The organism is Gardnerella sp. DNF00038 (genome assembly GCF_049262855.1).
Taxonomy (GTDB): domain Bacteria; phylum Actinomycetota; class Actinomycetes; order Actinomycetales; family Bifidobacteriaceae; genus Bifidobacterium; species Bifidobacterium vaginale.
The window spans coordinates 932,696-955,564 of the sequence record NZ_CP058407.1; the positions used below are offsets into that span (position 1 = coordinate 932,696).

General features: G+C 39.0%; 14 protein-coding genes and 1 tRNA gene. 8 read left to right on the top strand and 7 right to left on the bottom strand.

From position 1 onward, the window contains the following. Positions 1-26: 26 nt before the first annotated feature. Both HXT19_RS03670 and HXT19_RS03675 read right to left on the bottom strand, forming a co-directional pair. Positions 27-2,780 (bottom strand): DNA translocase FtsK, encoded by a 2,754-nt coding sequence (locus tag HXT19_RS03670; RefSeq protein ID WP_415698986.1) that lies wholly within the window; start codon positions 2,778-2,780, stop codon positions 27-29. A gap of 195 nt (positions 2,781-2,975) precedes the next feature. Continuing rightward, positions 2,976-3,051 (bottom strand) — tRNA-His (locus tag HXT19_RS03675). A gap of 133 nt (positions 3,052-3,184) precedes the next feature. On the opposite strand from HXT19_RS03675, the gene purT reads away from it, so the two are divergent. The 6 genes from purT (at position 3,185) to purD (ending at position 13,377) form a co-directional block, all read left to right on the top strand. After that, the gene (gene purT, locus HXT19_RS03680) at positions 3,185-4,522 is read left to right on the top strand and encodes a formate-dependent phosphoribosylglycinamide formyltransferase (protein WP_020759741.1); all 1,338 of its coding nucleotides are present in this window, start codon (positions 3,185-3,187) and stop codon (positions 4,520-4,522) included. Positions 4,523-4,694: 172 nt separating this feature from the next. Continuing rightward, positions 4,695-5,477, top strand: a complete 783-nt coding sequence (purC, locus tag HXT19_RS03685) for a phosphoribosylaminoimidazolesuccinocarboxamide synthase (protein WP_004113609.1) — start codon at positions 4,695-4,697, stop codon at positions 5,475-5,477. 137 nt (positions 5,478-5,614) lie between these two features. Then, the gene (locus tag HXT19_RS03690; protein WP_422119624.1) at positions 5,615-9,376 is read left to right on the top strand and encodes a phosphoribosylformylglycinamidine synthase; all 3,762 of its coding nucleotides are present in this window, start codon (positions 5,615-5,617) and stop codon (positions 9,374-9,376) included. Between the two features lie 66 nt (positions 9,377-9,442). Continuing rightward, positions 9,443-10,930: an amidophosphoribosyltransferase gene (purF, locus tag HXT19_RS03695; protein ID WP_410309648.1), complete on the top strand. Its 1,488-nt coding sequence runs from the start codon at positions 9,443-9,445 to the stop codon at positions 10,928-10,930. An 80-nt stretch (positions 10,931-11,010) separates the two neighbouring features. Continuing rightward, positions 11,011-12,045, top strand: coding sequence for a phosphoribosylformylglycinamidine cyclo-ligase (gene purM, locus HXT19_RS03700; protein WP_004113603.1), 1,035 nt, complete (start codon positions 11,011-11,013; stop codon positions 12,043-12,045). A 57-nt stretch (positions 12,046-12,102) separates the two neighbouring features. Beyond that, positions 12,103-13,377 (top strand): phosphoribosylamine--glycine ligase, encoded by a 1,275-nt coding sequence (gene purD, locus HXT19_RS03705; RefSeq protein WP_004113602.1) that lies wholly within the window; start codon positions 12,103-12,105, stop codon positions 13,375-13,377. Positions 13,378-13,402: 25 nt separating this feature from the next. Here purD and HXT19_RS03710 read toward each other — a convergent pair whose 3' ends face one another. Beyond that, positions 13,403-15,436 carry an LTA synthase family protein gene (locus HXT19_RS03710; RefSeq protein WP_004117762.1) on the bottom strand — a complete coding sequence of 678 codons (2,034 nt, stop codon included), beginning with the start codon at positions 15,434-15,436 and terminating at the stop codon, positions 13,403-13,405. A 267-nt stretch (positions 15,437-15,703) separates the two neighbouring features. Here HXT19_RS03710 and HXT19_RS03715 point away from each other — a divergent pair, with 267 nt between their 5' ends. Continuing rightward, the gene (locus HXT19_RS03715) at positions 15,704-17,080 is read left to right on the top strand and encodes an alpha/beta hydrolase-fold protein (RefSeq protein WP_415698987.1); all 1,377 of its coding nucleotides are present in this window, start codon (positions 15,704-15,706) and stop codon (positions 17,078-17,080) included. Positions 17,081-17,083: 3 nt separating this feature from the next. Beyond that, complete coding sequence (locus HXT19_RS03720; protein ID WP_422119625.1) at positions 17,084-19,792, top strand: bifunctional lysylphosphatidylglycerol flippase/synthetase MprF; 2,709 nt, start codon at positions 17,084-17,086, stop codon at positions 19,790-19,792. A gap of 84 nt (positions 19,793-19,876) precedes the next feature. On the opposite strand, the gene HXT19_RS03725 is transcribed toward HXT19_RS03720, so the two are convergent. From HXT19_RS03725 to HXT19_RS03740, 4 genes are all read right to left on the bottom strand, one after another. Beyond that, complete coding sequence (locus HXT19_RS03725; protein WP_004113597.1) at positions 19,877-20,281, bottom strand: Fur family transcriptional regulator; 405 nt, start codon at positions 20,279-20,281, stop codon at positions 19,877-19,879. Positions 20,282-20,373: 92 nt separating this feature from the next. Then, positions 20,374-21,546, bottom strand: coding sequence for a 5-(carboxyamino)imidazole ribonucleotide synthase (gene purK / locus HXT19_RS03730; protein ID WP_004113596.1), 1,173 nt, complete (start codon positions 21,544-21,546; stop codon positions 20,374-20,376). Further along, positions 21,530-21,994 carry a 5-(carboxyamino)imidazole ribonucleotide mutase gene (gene purE / locus HXT19_RS03735; RefSeq protein WP_415699089.1) on the bottom strand — a complete coding sequence of 155 codons (465 nt, stop codon included), beginning with the start codon at positions 21,992-21,994 and terminating at the stop codon, positions 21,530-21,532. Before purE ends, purK begins: the two co-directional genes overlap by 17 nt. A 150-nt stretch (positions 21,995-22,144) precedes the next feature. Then, positions 22,145-22,783, bottom strand: coding sequence for an ABC transporter ATP-binding protein (locus HXT19_RS03740; protein ID WP_004117754.1), 639 nt, complete (start codon positions 22,781-22,783; stop codon positions 22,145-22,147). Between the last annotated feature and the right edge of the window lie 86 nt (positions 22,784-22,869).

The window sequence follows — 22,869 nt, forward strand, 5'->3', positions numbered from 1 at the left end:
AGCAAACGCAAAACTTAATTCAACTTTTACAAAGAATCACTTTCACCGCGAATAAATGCTAAAACTTTAGGCAAATCTTGAGGTTGCACAAGAACCTCACGTGCCTTAGATCCTTCGGATGGACCAACAACGCCACGCGACTCAAGCAAATCCATTAACCTACCAGCTTTAGAAAAGCCAACACGCAATTTTCTTTGAAGCATCGAAGTGGATCCAAACTGAGCGCCTACTACAAGCTCTGCAGCCTGAAGCAGCTCATCCATATCGTCGCCAATATCGCTAGTTTTAAGCTTGCTTTGAGCTTGAGCATCCGCTTTTTGAGCCATTTGTTCAATATCTTCACGATACTTTGGCTTGCGCTGAGTGCGAACATACTCCACAGCTCTGCGGATTTCAGATTCACTCACCCACGAGCCCTGCACACGCTGAGGCTTAGCAGCACCCATTGGAAGGAACAAAGCGTCACCTTGACCAATCAAAGTTTCTGCACCAACAGTATCGAGAATAACCCTGGAATCAGTTGCAGATGAAGTAGCAAAAGCCAAGCGAGAAGGAATATTTGCTTTAATCAAACCTGTTACAACGTCAACAGATGGGCGCTGAGTAGCAAGAACCAAATGCACTCCTGCAGCTCGAGCAAGCTGAGTAATACGCTGAATAGAACTTTCCACATCGTTCTTAGCAACCATCATCAAATCAGCCATCTCGTCTACAACCACAAGCAAATACGGGTATGGAGCAACTTTTCGATTAGAACCAGCCGGAGCATGAACTTTTCCTTCACGCACAGCCTTGTTGAAATCTTTAACATGGCGGAAGCCGAAGAATTGCAAGTCGTCGTAGCGCGCATCCATCTCTTTAACAACCCACTCGAGAGCCTGCGCAGCCTTCTTAGGATCCGTAATAATCGGTGTGAGCAAATGCGGAATGCCAGCGTATGCAGAAAGCTCTACTCTCTTAGGATCTACCAAAATCATACGAACCTGTTCAGGTGTTGCTCGCATGATAATAGAAGTGAGCATCGAGTTAATAAAACTCGACTTACCAGATCCTGTAGCACCTGCAACAAGCAAATGCGGCATTTTATCGAGAGCTGCCGTTACGAAATGACCCTCAACATCCTTACCAACACCTGTAAGCATAGGGTTTGGATCTTGGCGCGCTTTATCAGACCTAAGAACATCTCCCAGATTTACAATCTCTCTATCTACATTCGGAATCTCAATACCAATTGCAGACTTGCCTGGAATTGGAGAGAGAATACGCACATCAGTACTTGCTACAGCATACGCAATATTCTTTTGAAGATTCGTTACCTTCTCTACTTTTACTCCAGATCCTAACTCAACTTCATATTGAGTTACAGAAGGACCTCTTAAGAAGCCAATAACCTTCGCATCTACCTCAAATTGTTCAAAGGTAGAAGTTAAAGCTCGAATCACACGATCATTCGCTGGTGTTCTTGTTGCATGAGGCTTTCCATGAACAAGTATGTTCAAATCCGGCAGCATATAAGGCTCATCTTCAAGAACATTAGAATCACTATGATTTGAATCATATATATCTTTGCCAGCACCGCTATCACTATTATTTTCTTGCGATGACCTATATTTATCTAATTGCTGAGCAGGCATCTTCCCCCAAGGATCAGAAGAATATTGCTCACTGGAGCTTATAGGAGCCTTAGGGAATTCATCAATATATAATTCTGGAGACGTTTTCCAAGCATTAGAATTCGCAGGAGAGCCACTTGAAGATACAAACCTAGGAGACTCACGATTCTGTGATTTATCAACCGTATTTTCATAATCTTGCGATTGATTACTAAAGTCACCATCATGACTATTCGTGCGATCAGCATTATTTGATTCGTCATTGCTACCGCCATCTTTTGAAGATGCACAGAGAAAAGCATCATCTCCAGCATACTCATCTAAAAGCTCATTATTACTATCTTTTTTCTTAGTTCCAAATAGTGAATTCCATAATTTAGAAATTAACGAATTATGCAAAGACCTGCGAGACTTTTCAGATTTGTTAGAATCATCATGAGTTGGCACTCCATCAGCAAATTCAAGTGTTTTATCATCATCCTTAGAATCATTATCGTATGAATCTTCCTCAGAATTATCGTCTTTACTATCTTTACTATCTTTAGAAAAAGCAGAAAATATAAACTGCGCTATATCTGTAACATGCAATTTTAGAATCATCAAAAGCGAAAAAATTGCGATAATAACAAAAATTACTAGAGCAAAAGTCCTAGATAATCCCCAAGCTAAAGGAGAGCCAAGAGAAAAACCTAATAATCCACCAGATTTTTGCAAATCTTCTATGTGAAAATGTTGATTTTTACTAGCAAATAAAATATCTAAAATAGAACATATAGACCACAAAATAAGAACAAAACCACCTATAACACGTGGGTTACCTGATTTTGATCCACTATTTCTCATTAGTCTAATTGCTACAGCAAATAACCAAACTGGTAAAACAATGCTCATAACTCCAAAAACTGCAGATGCTGTGAAGTGAAAAGCAACGCCTATAAAACCACTAACTCTAAACCATTCCGATGCACAGAAAAGAATTGCAAGAATAATCATTACAAAGCACAATCCATCTCTGCGGTATGCTTCGTCGTATTCTCCCACACCAAAAAGCGAACGTACTACTTTACCAACAAGTCGCGGAACAAAAAGCAGCGCGGATTCCCAAAAAGGTTCATCATAAGATACATTTGATGACGACTTTGATGACTTACCGCCCCTACCTGCCATATATAAGCTCCTTAAACATAAATTTATGAAACATAACAAATTATGCAATCCACATTATTCTACCCCAACGTGTACTAATATACGGGCATAAACGTGTACTGATAAATTAAAAAATCTAATTGCAAAAAGAATGATACTCAAAGTAAAAAAATAATCTAGCATAAAAAAAAATTCGGCTGAAACCAGCCGAAAAAATGGGGTGGCTAACGCGGCTTGAACGCGCGACCTTCTGAACCACAATCAGATGCTCTACCAACTGAGCTATAGCCACCATTATGGCGCGAAACCCTTCGGGAATCGCACAACAGAGGAATACTATACACGATTTTTTAAATTTATGCTAGTCAATCTTCATTCGGCGCGTCGCACGACAATTCGACATTGCGTAATGTAAGAATATAGTTATGAGTTTTTCGCAAAAATCAGATTCAAATAATGAATTAAATGAAAGCGTTACAAACGAGCGAATTTTTGGTATTTTTGATTCAAAGTTACATACAACAAAAGTTCTTCTTCTTGGCTCTGGAGAACTTGGCAAAGAGATTGCTATAGAACTTATCAGGCTTGGCATAAGAGTATGCGCGGCAGATAGCTATGCGAACGCTCCAGCAATGCAAGTAGCTCAAGAAAATCGCGTTATAGATATGAGCGACTCTCAAGAGTTGCAAGACTTAATAAACGATATAAACCCAGACATAATAATTCCTGAAATTGAAGCAATATCAACTCAAATACTAAAAAATGTTGTAAAGAGTAAGAAAATTCAAGTTGTTCCAAGCTCTGATATTACTGCAATTGCTATGGACCGCGAAGCTTTGCGAAAAATTTCACACGAAAAACTAGGATTGCCAACAACACCATATCGATTTGCTTCTAACTATGAAGAATTAGAAAAAGGAGCAAAAATCGTAGGATATCCATGCGTCGTAAAACCAATTATGAGCTCATCTGGTCACGGTCAATCAATAGTAAAAAATCCTGAAAACCTACAAAATGCTTGGGTAGAAGCACAAAATGGAAGAAGATCTAAGCATAAGAATCAGAACGCACAAAACGCTGACATATCTCGCGTAATTGTTGAAGCTTTAGCACCATTAGACTACGAGCTAACAGTACTAACTGTAAGCTCTAGCGCTGGAATAACAACATGCGAACCCATTGCACAATTTCAAAAAAATGGCGATTACAGGCAATCATGGCAACCAGCAAATATACCAGAAAACGTTCGAATCAACGCTCAAAATATTGCTAAACGAGCCGTTGAAGGTCTATCTAAAATAGCAAGAGAAAACGGAGAAACTGGGTGGGGCGTTTATGGAGTTGAACTCTTTGTTCTTAAAAACGGTGATTTACTTTTCAACGAACTATCCCCTCGTCCGCACGATACTGGTATGGTTACAATGATTTCACAGTATTACAGCGAGTTTGCTCTGCATGTTTTAGCGATTTTGGGTGTTCCTATTACTCAAAAGCACACTGCTCTTTGTTTAAAAAATAATGAAGTCGCTTTAAGCCATGCACTTGTTGTAGAAGGTAATGGAAAAATTGGATTTGCGAATGTAGCAAAATCATTAAACACTGAAGATTGCGCAAGATGTGATATACGCATCTTTGGAAAGCCAGAAGTTCACGGCTCAAGACGCTTAGGTGTTATTTTGACAGTATCAAACAGCGTGCGTGATGCAAAATCTTGCGCGACACGCATTGCTAGCGAATTACACACTGTAGAACTACCGTCTTAAAACATCGAAAAATCAAGGTTTTTACTGGTTTAAGACATTAAAAGAATAAAAAATAATCTAAAAAAATTGTAGGTAACAATTGTTAGTCTGAACGTGCTGACAAGGTTGGATAAACCTTCGAACAATGTTGGTTTTCGCCTACAGCCATAGATGCAACAAGAGAGGCACGTCAATGGAAAAACTTGACAAGTTGTATGAGGGCAAAGCAAAGAAATTGTATGCCACTGATAACAATAATGTGTTGTGGGTGGAATACATGAATCAGGCAACAGCTGGCAACGGTCTTAAAAAAGCTCAAATTGCTGGCAAAGGCAGCTTAAACAATCAAATAACTTCTTTACTATTCCATCTTCTTGAGGCGCGTGGCGTGAAAAGCCACTTCCTAGGGCGCATTTCTAGCACTGAGCAACTTGTAAAACGCATGAAAATGTTCCCATTAGAAATAATAATGCGAAATACTGCTGCTGGTTCTTTTGCAAAACGTTATGCTGTAAAAGAAGGCACTCCTTTAAAGAAACCATTATTGGAATTCTGCGTTAAATCCGACGAACTTGGCGATCCATTTATTAATCCTGAAGGCGTTGTAGCTCTTGGATTAGCAACCGATGAAGAGATGGCAGAAATTACTCGCCAAGCTCATGCTGTTAATAATGCATTGCTTGATGTTTTCTCTAAGATTGACGTACAGCTTGTTGACTTCAAGATTGAAGAAGGCGTTGACTCTAAGGGAAACATTCTGCTTGCTGACGAAATAACGCCAGATACTTGCAGACTTTGGGATAAGCGCAATACAAATAATTCTGAAGTAAGCCACTTAGATAAAGATTTATTCAGACGAGATTTAGGAGATATAATTCCAGCCTACGAGGAGATATTCTCAAGGCTTAAATCTCTTGCTCAAAGCGAAGGCGTAAACTTCGACGAAATAAATCCAAATAATTATGTTGAAGAATGATTTTTAATGTGGCTCGCATCTTTCGAGGTGCGAGCCACGCGCGTTCTTAAAGCAAAACTAAACAAAATTGAAAAAGAAAACTGAAAAAACAAAACAACCAAAATAGCCAAAACGTACAATTACAAGGCAGGTTTACCGTGGTATTTCGCGTTTATGTTGAAAAGCAATCTGGTTTCGATGTTAAGGCACAGCATCTTAATCACGAGCTTAAAGAAATTCTAGGAATAGATTCTTTAAAATCAACGCGCATAATAAACAGGTATGATGTTGAAGGAATATCAGAAGATCTATTCAACACTGCTATCAAAACAGTTTTTAGCGAACCACCAGTCGATAACACCTATGATTATCTGCCCATAAGCACAAGCGAACATGTTTTTGCTATGGAATTTCTTCCAGGACAATTTGATCAGCGAGCAGAATCTGCAAGTGAATGCATACAGCTTATAAGCCAAGGAGAGCGACCAAGGGTAAGAACCGCGCAAATCTTGGCTTTTAAAGGTGATTTGTCTAAAAAAGATTTGGACGCAATTAAACGCTACATAATTAATCCAGTTGAAGCGCGCGAAGCATCTTTAGATAAAGTCAATACTTTGCAAACAGAAACAGTTATTCCAGCAAATGTGGAAGTTATCAACGGATTCAACGATTTAGACGAACAAGGTTTAAAAAAGTTCATAGAAGATCGCGCGCTTGCAATGGACTTGGAAGACGCAAAATTCTGCCAGAACTATTTTAAAAACGAAAATCGCAATCCAACTATTACAGAAATCAAAGTAATAGACACATATTGGTCTGATCATTGCCGTCATACAACTTTTGGCACGCATCTTACAAACATAAAAATAGACGATAAGCAAGTACAAACCGCATTCAATCGTTATCTTGAAATGCGAGAAGAACTTAATCGCACAAATAAGCCGATTTGCCTTATGGATATGGCAACTATTGGTGCAAAGTATTTGAAGCATAATGGGATTCTTAAAAATCTAGACGAATCCGAAGAAATCAACGCTTGTACAGTAAAAATCAAAGTTGACGTAAACGGGCACGATGAAGATTGGCTGTTTTTGTTTAAAAACGAAACACATAATCATCCTACAGAAATCGAGCCTTTTGGTGGTGCTGCAACATGCATTGGCGGATGCATTCGCGACCCTCTTTCGGGAAGATCTTACGTATATCAGGCAATGCGAGTAACTGGTGCTGCAGATCCTAGAACGCCAATAGCCCAAACTCTTGAAGGAAAATTGCCTCAAAGAAAAATCGTAACGTCGGCAGCTGCAGGCTACTCTTCTTACGGAAATCAAATTGGACTTGCAACAGGCGAAGTACACGAGATTTACCACCCAGGATACGTTGCAAAACGAATGGAAGTGGGTGCGGTTGTAGCCGCTACCCCAGCAGACCATGTTCGAAGAGAAACACCTGAGCCAGGAGACGTTATTATTCTTCTAGGTGGACGAACTGGAAGAGACGGAATTGGTGGAGCAACTGGTGCTTCTAAAGCGCAAGACACTGATAGCATTGAGGAATGCGGAGCAGAAGTTCAAAAAGGAAATGCTCCTATTGAACGCAAGTTACAACGACTTTTCCGCCGCAAAGATGCATGCAGACTTATTAAGCGTTGCAACGACTTTGGCGCTGGCGGCGTAAGCGTTGCAACGGGTGAAATTGCAGATGGCTTGATTATTGATTTAGATAAAGTCTCTAAAAAATATGAAGGTCTTGATGGCACAGAGCTTGCGATTTCTGAATCTCAAGAACGAATGGCTGTTGATGTTGCAGCAAGCGATGCCGACGAATTTTTGTCATACGCACGTCAGGAAAATTTGGAAGCACAAATTGTAGCCATAGTCACAGAAGAAGCACGAATGAAAATGACTTGGCGAGGAAAAACAATTGTGGATCTAAGCCGTGAATTCCTAGCTTCTAATGGAGCTCCAAAAGAGCAAAATATTCACGTTGAAAGTGGCGAAAACTATACTTCGAAATGGCAAGATATAAGTGGCGAATACGCTAATAAATCTTTTGACGAGCGCATGAAAAATCTTGTTTCCAACATAAATATTTGCTCAAACAAAGGTCTTAGTGAAATGTTCGACTCCACTATTGGAGCTGCAACAGTTCTTATGCCTTTTGGAGGCAGACGTCAGCTTACTCCTGCACAAGCAATGGTTGCAAAATTGCCAGTTTTTGGAGAAACGAACACCGCTTCTGCAATGTCATGGGGCTTTAACCCATATATTATGGAAAAGAATCAATTTACTGGAGCTTATTTAGCTGTTGTTGAATCTTTGGCAAAGCTCACAGCCAGCGGTTTTACTATAGAAAATGCTTATTTAAGTTTGCAAGAATATTTTGGAAAGCCTCATAATGTTCCAGAACGTTGGGGAAAACCAATGGCAGCTATTCTTGGAGCTTTAAGCGCACAAATTGACTTTGGTGTAGGCGCTATTGGCGGCAAAGATTCTATGAGCGGAAGCTTTGAAAATCTTGATGTTCCACCAACACTTATTTCTTTTGCTGTTTCTACAGGAGACGCGAGAAACGTTGTTTCGCCAGAATTCAAAAAAGCCAATAGTAGAATTTTAAGAATATTGCCTAAATATAAGGAAGATGGAATCACGCCTAAATCTCAAAGCTTCTTAGAGGTGATTAGGATTGTGGAAAATCTTACCTCAAATAAACATGCGCTTTCCGTTAGCACTCCTGGATTTGGTGCTAGTGCGGAAATCTTATTTAAGATGACTTTGGGAAATCATATTGGGTTAAAGCTTAATAATGCGATTAGCAAGAATGATTTGTTTAAGCCAGCATATGGGTCGTTCTATGTGGAACTTAAAGATGATTCTGAACTTACGTATGCAGATTCAGATCTTGTAAGCGTAGATGTAGTAGGCGAAACTTGTAATGAGTTCGAGTTTTGCGTAGAAAACGAGAAACTTAATTTAGCTAGTTTGCAAGAAGATTGGGAAAATACTTTAGAAGATATATTCCCGTATCGAGAGAAGGGAGACTCAGTTCCTGCTATAAACTCTAGTGAACTGAAGTATTCTCATAACCACATGCGTTCTCATAGAAAAACTCCGATTAGTCACCCACGCGTAATCATTCCAGTTTTCCCTGGAAACAATTGCGAATACGACACTCAAGCAGCGTTTGAAAAAGCTGGAGCAGAATGCAAAACGCTTATAATCAATAATTTAAGCGCTGATGATATTGCTCAATCTGCAAAAGATCTTGTTGATGAGATTAATAAAAGCCAAATTGTTATGATTCCAGGCGGATTCTCTGGAGGTGATGAACCAGACGGTTCAGCCAAGTTTATAGCATCTTTCTTTAGGAATCCTGCTGTTAGTGACGCTGTTCGCGATTTGCTCAATAATCGCGATGGCTTAATGCTTGGTATTTGCAATGGTTTCCAAGCTCTTATTAAACTAGGGCTTGTCCCGTTTGGAGATATTGTTCCAATGGATTCAGAATGCCCGACTTTAACGTTTAACACTATTGGAAGGCATCAAAGCAAGATTGTTAGAACTCGCGTTGCTTCTAATCTTTCTCCATGGCTTTCAAATTGCAAAGTTGGCGATGTTCATAGTGTTGCAATATCTCATGGAGAAGGTCGATTCGTAGCATTGCCAGAAGTTATGGATACTCTTATACAAAACGGCCAAATCGCAACACAATACGTTGACAGCAATGGAGTTCCAAGCATGAATCTTAAAGTGAATCCGAACGGTTCACTTATGGCTGTAGAAGGAATCACTAGCCCAGATGGCAGAGTGTTTGGAAAAATGGGACATTGCGAACGCAGCGGAAACGGTTTGTACGTGAATATTCCAGATTTTAGAACACAAAACATTTTTAGCGCTGGAGTCGAATATTTCACTGCATAATGTGATTTTTGTAGCAAGTTTATAGGAAAATCTTGATTAAGAATCTACAACAACAGGGGGTGTTTGATGTCTGCAGAGCTCGAAGACATTCATGAAGAATGTGGCGTTTTTGGCGTTTGGGGTCATTCAGATGCTGCTAGATTAACATATTTTGGATTACATGCACTGCAACACCGAGGTCAAGAAGGCGCTGGAATCGTATCAAACGATAATGGTCATCTTAAAGGTTACAGAAACCTAGGTCTTTTAACTCAGGTTTTTGCAAACGAAGACATTATGAAGAAACTTACTGGAAACAGCGCAATTGGGCACGTTCGTTATGCTACTGCTGGTTCGGGAAGTGTTGAAAACATTCAGCCTTTTCTTTTTTGTTTCCATGATGGAGATGTTGCTTTAGGACATAATGGCAATCTTACTAATTGCACAACTCTTAGGAATAAACTTGAAGATGAGGGAGCAATCTTCCACTCGAATTCGGATACTGAAGTGTTAATGCATCTTATTAGAAGATCAAATAAAACTTCTTTTATGGATAAGCTTAAAGATGCTTTGCAAATAGTTCATGGTGGTTTTGCCTATTTGCTTCTAACTGAAAAGGAGCTTATTGGCGTAACAGACCCGAATGGTTTTAGACCTCTTTCTTTAGGAAGAATGAGCAATGGAGCTTATGTACTCGCATCCGAAACTTGCGCATTAGATATTGTTAGAGCAGAGTTTATTCGCGATATTGAGCCTGGCGAAATAATTGTTATTGATGACGATGGCTACACTATTGAGCAATATACAAAGCACGTACAACATGCAGTATGCTCAATGGAATTTATTTATTTCGCTCGCCCAGATTCTAATATTTACGGTATTAATGTTCATTCTGTGCGAAAGCGTATGGGTGCGCGTTTGGCTAAAGAATCTCCTGTTGACGCAGACATGGTTATTGGAGTACCTAATTCTTCACTTTCTGCTGCTGCAGGATACGCTGAAACAAGCGGAATTCCAAATGAAATGGGATTGATTAAAAACCAGTATGTTGCACGCACTTTTATTCAACCAACACAAGAATTACGCGAGCAAGGCGTTCGTATGAAACTTTCTGCTGTTCGTGGCGTAGTTGCAGGAAAACGCGTTATCGTTATTGACGATTCAATTGTTCGCGGAACTACCTCTAAGCGCATTGTGCAATTGCTACGAGAAGCTGGAGCTAAAGAGGTACATATGCGTATTTCTTCTCCTCCTCTTAAATATCCTTGCTTCTACGGTATTGATATTCAAACCACAAAGGAACTTATTGCAGCAAAACATTCAGTCGAAGAAATACGCGAGTATATTGATGCTGATTCCTTAGCATTTTTGTCTTTAGATGGATTAGTAGAGTCGATTGGATTAAAAAAGCCAGCGCCTTATGGCGGTTTGTGTGTTGCTTACTTTAATGGCGACTACCCTACTGCACTAGACGATTACGGCGAAGAATTCTTGGCTTCACTTACTCCTGAAGAACGCGAACATTTGCAAGAAGTGAGAAAGCACAGCAAATATTCACACGAAAATCTTATATAACTTAATATTTTAATTGTTTACCGCAATTTATAAATAAAATTTAAGAAAATACTTATAACATAGTTATGAAAGGAATCAATATGCCACACGCATATGAAGAGGCTGGCGTAAGCGTAGAAGCAGGATACGAAGTAGTACGTCGTATTAAATCGCATGTGAATCGCACGAAACGCCCAGGCGTTGTAGGTGGCATCGGCGGATTTGGCGGCTTATTTGATTTGGCATCTCTTGGTTACAAAGAGCCAGTGCTGATTTCTGGTACGGATGGCGTTGGAACCAAGCTTGTGATTGCAAAAATGATGAATAAGCATAACACTATTGGCATTGATTGCGTTGCAATGTGCGTAAACGATATTGCAGCTCAAGGTGCCGAGCCTCTTTTCTTCCTCGATTACATTGCGTGTGGGAAAAACAATCCTGAAATACTTGAGCAGGTAGTTTCAGGCGTTGCAGATGGTTGCGTGCAATCAGAAGCAGGTTTAATTGGCGGCGAAACTGCTGAAATGCCTGGAATGTATGACGAAGACGAGTACGATCTTGCAGGTTTTGCAGTAGGCGTTGCAGAACGTTCGAATATTGTTGACGGCTCTGCTATTTGCGAAGGCGACGTGCTTATAGGACTTCCTTCTTCAGGAGTTCATTCAAATGGATTCTCTCTTGTTCGCAAAGCTTTGTTTGAAGAAGCAGGTTTTAGCGTTGACACCAAGTTAGATGAGCTTGGCGGCAAAACGCTTGGCGAAGTTCTTCTTGAACCTACTCGAATCTACGTAAAAGCTTTGAAGCCACTTTTTGCTGAGCATCTTATTAAGGGAGTTGCTCATATTACAGGCGGCGGATTTATTGAAAATGTTCCTCGCATGTATGCGGATGATTTGGCTGCAAAAATTGATACCACTAGCTGGAGCGTTCCACCTATTTTTGGCGTTATTGAAAAAGCTGGAGAAGTTACTCACGCTGAAATGTTCAACGTTTTTAATATGGGAATTGGCATGGTTTTGTCAGTTGATGAAAGCAAAGCAAACGAGGCAATGCGTATACTAAACGAGCATGACGAAACCGCTTATATTATTGGCAAAATGGCTAAGCGCGAAAACGCTGCAGTTGAGTTGTTGTAAACCGCAAAAAACGCAAAACAGTAGACAGCAAAATCTTAAAGCAATAAAGGATTAAAAATGAAAGTTTTAGTAGTTGGTTCTGGCGCTCGCGAACACGCTATTGCACACGCGTTACTTAAAGGAGAAAGCGTTGAAGAAGTAACTGTTGCTCCTGGAAATCCTGGTATTGCAGCAGATGGAATTCAAACTGTAAACATAAGTCAATCAGATCATGACGCTCTTATTAAGTTCGTTAAAGACAATAACTACGATTTTGCGTTCATTGGTCCTGAAGTTCCGCTTATGAATGGCATTGTTGACGATTTTGAAGCGCATGGAATTGCCGCTTTTGGTCCAAACAAAGCCGCAGCTCAAATTGAAGGCTCTAAAGATTTCGCAAAAAAGCTTATGGCTCGTCACAACGTTCCAACTGCCTCCTACAAAACATTTGACGCTTTGGAGCCTGCACGCGCATACGTTCTTGAGCATGGTGCTCCAATTGTTATTAAAGCGGACGGTTTGGCTGCTGGAAAAGGCGTTACTGTTGCTATGGATGAGCAAACAGCAGTTGATGCTTTGGAAGATATTTTCGTCGATCATCGTTTTGGTCAAGCTGGAGCAAAAGTTGTTATTGAAGAATTTTTGCAAGGTCAAGAGTTTTCACTTATGAGTTTCGTAAGCGGAACTGATTTTTGGGTTATGCCAATTTCTCAAGACCACAAACGCGCTCACGACGGCGACACTGGTCCAAATACTGGCGGCATGGGAGCTTATAGTCCTGTTCCACAAATTAGCGACGAAACAGTTCAGCGTGCTATTGACGAGATTGTGCGCCCAACTGTTGAAGGACTAGCTAAAGAGGGCACGCCTTTTACCGGTGTACTTTATGCTGGATTAATTGATACAGCTTCAGGGCCTAAAGTTATTGAGTTTAATGCTCGTTTTGGAGACCCAGAAACCGAAGTTGTTCTTCCAAGACTTACTAGCGACTTTGGTGAAGCTATTTTTAACATTTTGCATGGCAAAGAACCAACATTTACTTGGATTAAAAATGGCGTAACTCTTGGAGTTGTATTAGCAAGCGAAGGCTACCCTGGCACTTTAGTTACTGGAACTCCTCTTCCTCAAATTCCTATTGACGAAGATCAAGGTCAGCACGTGTATTATGCAGGAGTAAAAAGCGATGAAGAAAGCGGAAAACTTCTTACTTCTTCAGGCAGAATAGCTCTTGTGCAAGTGCATGGAAACGATGTAAAAGACGCTCAAAACAACGTCTACAGCATATTAGATAAGCTTAATCTTCCTCACATGTTCTTTAGGCATGACATTGCGTCAAAAGCACTAGACCTGTAGAGGATGATCCGACTATCTGATTATCTTAAAAACCAAGAAAGTTTGTGTTTTTAAGATAATGCTTCCCAGCTGTAATGTCGTACTGAATCAAGCGATAATCATGCAATAATTGCTTAGTTTCTTTATTCATACTATTAGCAATCATTGGCTTACCATGATTATTCAGATAGATGGATTGTCCTTCTGGAATCCTATCCCAACCTTGAATCTTATTGACTACAGGAGGCTCCATAGCACTAACCTTATCGTGTAATCTAGTAAGGAAAGCTATATAGGGCGAAACCTTTGAATTAGTATGAGATGCTACTTGAGATATGAAGAAGTTTGGAGACGAATAAGTATTTTTATGAATATTTTTAATCTTATTTGTCTCAATAGCTTTTCTATTTGACCAAATAAAGTAGTCAGTTAAATGCAGATCTAGAGAATTATTTTGATCTGCACTAGCCGTACTGTATACGCCAGGAAGATGATCGCCGTAAAACACAACAGTAACAGGCTTGTCAATTGAATCAAGATTCTCTAAGAACTTTTGCGTAGCATGATCCGTGTAATTAACACCCTTAGCATATGTTTCAATTGATGATGTTTCCGATTGTCCTAAATTAGGTGAACCATCTTTTGCTTTTGCAACAAAATCATTATTCTTATACCAATTTCTATAAGGCATATGATTTTGCATTGTGACTACTTGCACAAACTGCGGCTTTTTACTAGCAGAAATTGACTCAAATGCGCTATCGTAAGCTGAAGAATCTGAAACATAAGGAGATTTATCCAACATTTTTTTATGAGAAATAATATTAGGACCTTCAAGAGCATAAAACTTACTAAAACCGAACTTCTTGTAGTTTATTGATCTAGAATACATGCTTGGCTCATATGGATGAAAAGCTACAGAATTTCCTTCACTACCCCAATATCTGTTGATTGTAGGAGTCCAAGAAGAATTTGGAACAAGCTGCTGATACGGGCTTGTAAGAGATGAATTGAAGTTCACCATGCTCAATCCCGTAAGAGACATATATTCGAGATTCGCTGTTCCCCCACCATAACCAGAAGAAAGCATTAAACCACTATCTGTTTTCTCTTTCAAAGAGCTTATAAATGGCATTGGATTCTTATTCAGTTGCAATCCTGGAACCCTCATTGGGTTTGAGAAAGATTCCGAAAGTACATAAACCACAGTATTGTCTGAAATTTTGCTTTTGCGAGAAACATTGATTTTCTTAGCTTCAGTATCATATTTTTTTAGAAGAGCTTTCATAGTGGATTCATTGTAATCCGCTGGTTTATCCATAACTTTTGGATTCACTTGTCTTAAGAAAGCAACTAAAGCACCGTTTCTTTGCGAATCATAAACAGAATCCCACATCGCAGGAGCATCGCCCATAAACTTAGCAAAACCGTTAGCACTAGAACCAACTGTTCCAACCCCAGAAACATACCATCCAAGACCCAAAAAACACACTAAGCATGTAACAACTCTAATTACAATAGAAATGCGAAAATCCTTAGTAAACACGATTTTTCCGCGATTTACATCTACAAAATGCATAAAAATAGCAGCAATAACAGCTACAAGTACAGCAATTATGGAGCAGACAATCACGGCTATAGCATTATCCGGCAGAAAAGATGCGATATTCCCCGTATTACTCTTTAAAAAGTTCAAGTCCGCTGGAAGAATTGTCTCGTATCTAACATTAACCTTCATATACTCGATTACAGAAATTATTACAGATAATGTAATCAGAATAAGTGTAGTAATCCAAAAACGATTTATTACCATCAACAGAATTCCGTAAATTAGAGCAACTATAAGCAGATTCAAAACGAATACAAAATTTAAGCTAATCCACATTTTTGAAATTATGTTCCATGCGCTTGCCGAAAGCGAGGAGGTCATTTCCACTCGTCCAGACCTTTGAACAGAAAGCTGCACAATCATAACCATTATTGCATCAAATACAACGAACAGAACCGCATACAACCATCGCGGAATCGCAAGCTTAAAACGCTTAAAAATAGTAAGAAAATTGCTTAATGGCAATTTCACACCCTTCTAATTACATGACTAATACATAACTCATTTACGCATCTATGTTACAAATACATTTTAATTATCGCCATCGTCATAAATAAACATAACTTGTAGTAAACAATTGTGTATATTCATACTTTTGACGTATTGCAATAAACTCTGTATCTTTTATCATTATAATTGATGACATAATATAGAAAATTTTAAGGATTACGAATTATATTATCAACGGCTATATTTTTTGACAGCTCTAATCTAGTGAGGTTTTAAGGAACAGTAAAAATGAAGTTTATTGCCACAATTAACCTAATGCACGGCATACTACCTATAAGTATATTCGCAATATCTGGATTATGCTTAGCTGTCCTTTTAATAACAAAATCTAAAAAAATAAAGTATTTTCCATCTCTTTTAACACAATTAGGTTCTGCATCATTATTCGCAATTATATTTGGATTTATAACTTGGCTTATTTCAGACGTTTTTCTTGTATTCGGAGTAAGCCTAGGATGGCTCGTGATTTTTTCTATTGCAGGAGGATTTGCAGCCGTAGGATTTGCTTTAAGCGCTGCGATAATATCTAAAGGATATAGAAGAGCTTTCGCAATATTTTCAATTATTCTGTTTATTTTAGCCACAATGATTCGCGTAAATATGATTTATGGCGAATACACAACTATTGGATCAGTATTTGGATTAGGTAATTATCCAAAGCTTGAAGAGCATAATAAACATAATGGGGTTATGGAAATCGCTGATTGGAATTCACTCGCAGCACAAAACAAGCTCCCAAAAATACCATCCAAAGGAATAAGTAGATCCGTTAAAATTCCCGCAACAACATCTAACTTCCGTGCCCGCACCGCAAACGTCTACTTACCACCAGCAGCTTTAACAAAATACGCTCCAAAACTGCCTGTAATGGTTCTTCTTTCTGGTCAACCAGGAAGCCCTAATAGGCTATTTGCTGCGAGCGAAATTGTAAACACCTTAGACGCTTATGCTAAGGATCATAATGGTTTAGCTCCGATTGTTGTGTCACCAGATCAAAACGGTACTGCAACACACAATTCTCTTTGCGCGGATACAAAGGTTTATGGAAAAGCACAAACTTATTTGACAAAAGATGTTGTTAATTGGATTCATAAAAATCTACCAGCCAGCAACAATCCAGCACTTTGGCTAATGGGAGGATTTTCTCAAGGAGGAACTTGCGCAACTCAGATTGTGCCAGCTTATCCTAAACTATTTGGAAACATGTATTCTGCAGGCGGAGAACTAGAGCCAACATACAAGAATCGCGATGAAACAATAAAACGTTATTTTGATGGAGATCGCAAAAAATACGAAAAGCATATTCCAGCAAACATAATGAGAAAAAATGCTCCTTTAAAACAAAATTATTACTCTATAGCTGGAGCTTGGGATCCTAAATCGCAAGTAAATCAGTCTAATATTGCTATAGCGGCTCATAAGTCTGGAATAAGCGTTATAACCATGATTTCTAAAGGATCTGGACACGATTGGCATACCGTTCAAAATGGGTTAAAAGTTGTAATCGACCATCTTTGTAAAGATTCTGGAATAACAAGCAATTATCCAAATTTAAACTCTTATAATAATATTCAAGTGGTTATCAATCAGAAGGTGAGGCGATAAATCATGCCAAACTTTTTATCAAAAAATCACGAGTCTACAGCAAAACATCATTTAAGCGTTCTTACCAACGATGTGCGCATGTGGCTATCGCAGCGCGTGCTAGCAGCGAAAATAACTCTAGTTTTCTTGGTTATTAACCTTATTCACTGGGTTTTCAGTACCGTAATGCACATCTATACTTATGGCACCAATGCAACTCTTTCACAATTCTTCTCGTATCATAAACCGAAAATAAGCTCTACTTTTTTGTTTGGGCATAGAAATATTACACAGCTTCTGATTAAACTATTCCACTCGCTATTTTTTGTAAATAGTTTCTCATCTCTAATAGTAAATGCAATACTTTCACTTGTTTTAATAGGATTAGCCGAAACACGTATCGGTAAAATGCGTTTGCTTTTTGTTTCCGTAACAAGCACTCTTATTGGAACAATACTCGGGCTTACTTTAATCGGTAATCTTTCAATGATTATTAGAAACATGCGTTGGATTACTAGAATACCAATTAGACTTTCTCCTTTTACACTTTTTGTTGGAGCTTTTATGGCTGCAGCAACATGCGAATCAATATTGTGGCGTAGACGAATGTTTGTTTTGGGATATGCAATCACGTCTGCAATGCTTCTTTATAGTGGAAATCCTGGGGATTATTGCACAATTTTTGCAGCAATTTGTGGCCATATTATTGGCAATCTGATGAACAAAAATAGCAATGCTAATACAAATACTGTGAAAAGCGCGAACTGGTGGGAAGGAACAGACTACGAGATTAGACGTCTATTTGCCATAACTCAACTTGTTATGGCTTTAGGACCAGTTCTTGCACTATCTTCTAGATCTCATGCTGGAATACTAACTACATTAGGTTTATTCATGTCTCCGCAAATGGGTACGAAACCGTGGCTAGCAAGATGTATATCAAACTATAGTTCAAGCAGTTGCCTGCTTCATTCAGGATTACAACACGCAACAATAGGAGGTCTTTGGATTCGTATTCTTTTGCCTATTGTCACTTTAATGATTATATCTTGGGGACTTTTACGCGGAAGAAGACTTGCAGCTTATGCTGCTATAACAATCAACGGAATTACAGCAGTATATGCAACAATGTATTTTGCTATTTTGCCTTTGATTGCAACTAAACAAACTATGATTTTCCACAAGAATAATGCTACTTCTATAGCCTTTATGCTTACAGCTTTGCCTCCTTTATTAATAGCAATTCTACTGTTTATAAGCATAAAGCATTTTCCAAATCATAGTGATAAGCTTGAGCGCAGAGTTGGATTAGTTGCAATTGTTTTTGCACTATTTTCTACTGGAATAGGATATGTTTGCTTCGGGTTGATTGCACCAAATGAATTTAAGCCTGTAGCAGACTTGCATCATTTACTACGTGATCTTCCAGGGCGTTGGATGCCTATGGGCTTTGGATTAAGGTCCAATGCCATGCTTACACCTATAACTCCTTTGTCTTCAGCAATAACTCAAGGTGTTGGAGTTCTATTCTGGCTTGTTCTTTTTGCTGTTTGCATGGTGTGGTTTAGAAACAAAATAACAATTAATGAAGAAGACCGCAAAAAAGCAAGCGAGTTAGTTCAACTTGGTGGAGACACCATGAGTTTTATGACAACATGGCATGATAACCACTATTGGTTCTCCGCCACTGAACATTCTGCAATAGCATACAGACTAAAATATGGAGTTGCTTTAACTCTAACTGGTCCTTTTGGAGATAAAACAGAATATAAACAAGATTTGAAAGCGTTTATTCAACTTTGCGAACAAAATTCATGGTCTCCAGCATTCTACGCTGTTCACGATGAAGAACGAAAAGCCTTGGAATCTATTGGTTTTTCTTCTATAAAAGTTGGAAGCGATATGCTAGTCTACCCTAAAGAGTGGCAAACTAGGGGTAAAAAGTGGCAGGATATTCGCACTGCCATAAACAAGGCAAAACGTGATGGAATAACAGATGTTCTTAGCACTTACAACGATGCTCCTTGGGAAGTTCAGCAACAAATTATTGAGATTTCGGAAGAATGGGCGGAACTTAAAGCCCTTCCAGAAATGAAGTTTACTCTTGGCGGTTTGGAAGAATTGCATGATCCTAGAGTAAAGATTTTGTATGCGATTGACGAGAATAATCGCGTTCTTGGGGTTACAAGTTGGATGCCGACTTATGACAATAATCGCATAATCGGGTGGACTCTTGATTTTATGAGACATCGCACGAATAGCCCTAATGGAATTATGGAGTTGCTTATCGCTAGAATGGCGGAACGGTTAAGAGACGAAGGTCTTGAAAATCCAGAATCTGCTGTGGAGTTTATGAGTCTTTCTGCAGCTCCTCTTGCTGGAATAACAGATATTTGTGAAAATTCTACATTAAGCAATGAGGATTCTAGTAAAGATATCCAGGCAAGCCAAAAGCCTACAATTCATGGAGATTCTCAATCTTCAAATCATCATGAATCAAATGATATTATTGTTCATACGCTTGAAATGATGTCCGATATTTTGGAGCCAGCATACGGATTTAAGTCGCTTTATTTCTTTAAAAAGAAGTTCCAGCCTACTAATAGACCTGTATACATATGCTATTTGGATTCTGCAAAACTAGCACAAATATCGTTAGCTGTTACAAGCTCTTATTTGCCAGAGACTAATCCTAAGCAGATTTTAGAAATGCTAAAAACTCTTAAAAAATAGTTCATGTAATGAAAAATCAGCCTAAATTCTAAATCTAGGCTGATTTTTAACTGTAATTAATTAGATTGATTAATGAGTTTGCAATCAATCTACACTCTGATTACAGTCTGGGCATAATCCAAACACTTCCAAAGTGTGATCTATAACCGTATACCCATGAGATTCGGCGATCTTGTGAATCCAACCCTCATCATCAGGAGGCTCTATATCCACGGTTTTACCACACTTTTCACACACAAGATGGTGATGATGAGTATTCTCATCGCAAATGCGAAATAGTTGCTGTCCATTAAAACGAACAGTATCAACATCGCCACTTTGTGCAAGCATATTAAGCTGACGATACACTGTGGCTAAACCAATGATTTCACCATCTTCCACAAGCAGGCGATGCAGATTCTGTGCAGAAACAAAATTACGCGAAGCTCTTAAATGTTCAAGAACAGTTTCTTTTTGCTTAGTGTTTCTGCGTACTGGCTCACCAACCATTATTTAACCTTTTACCTTTCAAACTATTAAAAGATCTAATACTAGTCCAACAAACTATAACTATTTAAATTTTAAGACTAATACTAAATCTTTTAATCAAGCTCGTCATCCCAACAGCCAGTAGCATCTAATTCTGCAGCTTCTTTAACTGGGTCATCACACAAAACAGTAATATGACCCATTTTGCGATTTTTACGAACCTCAGCCTTTCCATAGTCATGAACATGCCATTCTGGATGCTCTAATATAAGAGAACGAGTAGGAGCAACATGTTGACCAAGAACATTAACCATCACTGCAGGAGAAAGCAGCTTAGGCTTTTTTAAAGGCCATCCAACAATACCGCGAATATGTGCTTCAAACTGATCCATATCGCAAGCTTCAATCGTGTAATGCCCAGAATTGTGAGGGCGAGGAGCAAGCTCGTTTACTACTACACGATTATCTTTAGTAATAAATAACTCAATGCCAAGCGTTCCAGCAAGCTCAAAACCTTTAGCCAGTTGAAGCGCTAAATCGTGTGCGGTCTCTTCTACAACAGGATCCACAACTGCAGGTGCGAGAGTCATATGAAGAATGCTATTGTGATGAACGTTTTTTACAAGAGGATAAGTCACAAAATCATTACCATTGCCGGAAACAAGAATTGAAGCTTCAAAAGCAAAATCTACAAAGCCTTCAAGAATAGACGGAGGGAATTTTCCTCCCCTATCGGAACGGTGATGAATATTAGCAACATCTTCTTCAGTGCGAAGAACATCCTGACCATGACCATCATAGCCACCACGACGAGTCTTAAGAATAGCAGGCAAACCAATTTCTTCGATTGCTGCGTCTAAATCGTCAAGATTATTGACTTCACGCCATTTAGCTGTTTCAATGCCATGTTTATTAATAAACTCTTTTTCACAAACACGATCTTGTGTAACACGCAATAAATCTGTGCCCTGAGGAATAGCTGTTAAATGACGAACCTTATCTAACGCATCTGCGTTAACATTTTCAAACTCGTATGTAAGAACATCACAACGTTCAGCAAGCTCGCGCAAGCCTTCAGGATCATCATAATTTGCCTCAACCTGCAAATCTGCAACCTGAAATACTGGGCAATCAAGCGTTGGATCTAAAACTCCTATGCGGAATCCCATATGTCTAGCTGCAATAGCCATCATGCGTCCCAATTGACCGCCGCCAATAATTCCAATAGTGGCTCCTGGCATCAAACGCTCTACAGCACCATTAGTGACTTCAGATAAGCTCGGCATTAGATTCCTCAACATTCTCTTTTAATTCTTGACGGTAATCTTCAAGTTCGTCTGCAAGACGATTATCTGTTGTGCTCAACATGCTTACTGCAAGCAAACCAGCATTTGTAGCTCCCGAGTTGCCCACAGCTGTTGTAGCAACAGGAATACCACCAGGCATTTGCACTATAGAAAGCAAAGAATCCCAGCCCGAAAGAGCATGGGATTTTACAGGAACACCAACAACTGGAAGAGTTGTTTGAGCAGCAATCATACCTGGTAAGTGGGCCGCTCCACCAGCGCCAGCAATAATTACGCGAAAACCATTTTTTCTAGCACTGTGAGCAAAATCTGCCATAAGTTCTGGAGTGCGATGTGCAGAAATAACTTTTTTCATATACGGCACTCTGAATCTTTCTAGGATTTCGCAGGCATGACGCATGGTTTCCCAATCACTTGAAGACCCCATAACAACTGCCACAATAGGCTTAGAATCTGACACTTCAGCCACAACAACCTCCCCGTGTATGCACTGATACGCAACTTCTGCGCAAAGGTTACGCACAGGTTTTACTTTACGCAGAAGCACGGAAAAATTGTTGATAATTAGTCTTTTATATTATTTTTTTGTTAACTGTTTGTTTTTGAGAACATATTTTATGTCTGCAGCAGCCGCCACATCGCTCGAATGTGTTACAACAATCACGCATTTTCCGTGTTTATGAGCTGCGTCTTTTAAGATTGATATAACTTCTTGTGTTGTATTTGGATCCAAGCTACCTGTTGGCTCGTCTGCAAGAATAACAGGAGCAGAAGATACAAGCGCTCGCGCAATAGCCACTCGCTGCTGCTGCCCGCCAGAAAGCTTTGTTATATTTCTAGTTGATTCGTCTTCACTAAGTCCCAGTTCTTTAAGAATCTTGGAATCAGCATTTGAATTAACAAGACGCAAGTTTTCTACAGGAGTCAAGTAGTCGATTAGATTGAAATTCTGAAAAACTAAAGACACATGATTCTTGCGATGATTAGAATATCCACCATTCTTGGAAATATCTTGTCCATCAAACAATACTGTTCCTTTTGTTGGAGTATCTAATCCTGCTAGAAGAGATAGCATAGTGGATTTTCCAGCTCCAGATTGACCTGTAATACTGTATATTTTCCCTGATTCAAAATCCGCATTAACGTTTCTAAGAACAGGAATATTAGTTGCACCATAAGAATAATCAACGTTGTTAAGTTTTAATAAAGTAGTCATAATAAAACTCCAATATTTTCTAAATTTAATATTTCATACTTAATATTTAATACTTGTAAATTTTTAATTTTCTATCAGAATCCGAA

Excerpts from the sequence above, each read along its gene's own strand:
- HXT19_RS03670 (WP_415698986.1), bottom strand. The coding sequence starts at position 2,780 with ATGGCAGGTAGGGGCGGTAAGTCATCAAAGTCGTCATCAAATGTATCT.
- purT (WP_020759741.1), top strand. The coding sequence starts at position 3,185 with ATGAGTTTTTCGCAAAAATCAGATTCAAATAATGAATTAAATGAAAGC.
- purC (WP_004113609.1), top strand. The coding sequence starts at position 4,695 with ATGGAAAAACTTGACAAGTTGTATGAGGGCAAAGCAAAGAAATTGTAT.
- purF (WP_410309648.1), top strand. The coding sequence starts at position 9,443 with ATGTCTGCAGAGCTCGAAGACATTCATGAAGAATGTGGCGTTTTTGGC.
- purM (WP_004113603.1), top strand. The coding sequence starts at position 11,011 with ATGCCACACGCATATGAAGAGGCTGGCGTAAGCGTAGAAGCAGGATAC.
- purD (WP_004113602.1), top strand. The coding sequence starts at position 12,103 with ATGAAAGTTTTAGTAGTTGGTTCTGGCGCTCGCGAACACGCTATTGCA.
- HXT19_RS03715 (WP_415698987.1), top strand. The coding sequence starts at position 15,704 with ATGAAGTTTATTGCCACAATTAACCTAATGCACGGCATACTACCTATA.
- HXT19_RS03720 (WP_422119625.1), top strand. The coding sequence starts at position 17,084 with ATGCCAAACTTTTTATCAAAAAATCACGAGTCTACAGCAAAACATCAT.
- HXT19_RS03725 (WP_004113597.1), bottom strand. The coding sequence starts at position 20,281 with ATGGTTGGTGAGCCAGTACGCAGAAACACTAAGCAAAAAGAAACTGTT.
- purK (WP_004113596.1), bottom strand. The coding sequence starts at position 21,546 with ATGCCGAGCTTATCTGAAGTCACTAATGGTGCTGTAGAGCGTTTGATG.
- purE (WP_415699089.1), bottom strand. The coding sequence starts at position 21,994 with ATGGGGTCTTCAAGTGATTGGGAAACCATGCGTCATGCCTGCGAAATC.
- HXT19_RS03740 (WP_004117754.1), bottom strand. The coding sequence starts at position 22,783 with ATGACTACTTTATTAAAACTTAACAACGTTGATTATTCTTATGGTGCA.